The sequence below is a fragment of the Pseudomonas sp. RIT623 genome (assembly GCF_004519305.1).
Taxonomy (GTDB): Bacteria; Pseudomonadota; Gammaproteobacteria; order Pseudomonadales; family Pseudomonadaceae; genus Aquipseudomonas.
Genome location: NZ_SOZA01000090.1, coordinates 1 through 708 on the forward strand (window position 1 = coordinate 1; position 708 = coordinate 708).

1 protein-coding gene is annotated in these 708 nt (G+C 56.4%); it reads right to left on the reverse strand.

Going from position 1 to position 708, the window contains the following annotated elements; genetic code table 11:
* A partial coding sequence (locus tag E3U47_RS24780; protein WP_134694193.1) for an IS110 family transposase occupies positions 1 to 604 on the reverse strand: 604 nt, incomplete at its 3' end.
* Positions 605 to 708: the final 104 nt, after the last annotated feature.

Genomic DNA, 708 nt, shown 5'->3' on the forward strand with positions numbered 1-708 from the left:
GGCTCGCCAGCTCTTCGTCCAACACCTTGATCTGCTCGCTCAGGTAGACGAAATGCTCATGCAGGCGCTGCAGCAGTGCAACGAGACGTACAGGCAGGTCGTGCTCTTCAAGCACTGAAGCGAGGCGTTTGATCACCGCCAGTCCGGTCGGCAGGCTCACACCGAACTCGAGCAGGAACCCATGCATCTGGTTCACCGTCTTGGTTCGGTCGCGGATCAATGACTCACGCATCCGATGAGAAACAGAGAGCGTTTGCTGGTCTGGCGACTTTGGTGTCACAAAACGCATGGAAGGTCGGGAAGCGGCCTCGCAAATGGCTTGCGCATCGACGAAGTCATTCTTGTTGCTCTTGACGAAAGGCTTAACGAACTGCGGCGAGATCAGCTTGGCCTCATGCCCCATCGCTTTGATTTCTCGAGCAAGGCAGTGCGAGCCGGCACAGGCCTCCATCACCACCGTGCAAGGAGGATGATTAGCCAGAAACCGCATCATCTGCGGCCTTGAGCACTTCTTGCGCGATACCTCGTTGCCGAACTTGTCTTGGGCATGCAGGTGGAAGGTATGTTTGCCGATGTCGATGCCGATCAGTGTCACGTTGCTCATGATGACGGTCTCCGAAGAAAAACACCCTGCGAAAGCGTACGCCTCGCAGGGTGCCGGGGTGACCATCTCATTAAGGAACTCGCCGTAAAGGCGAAAAGGTGACT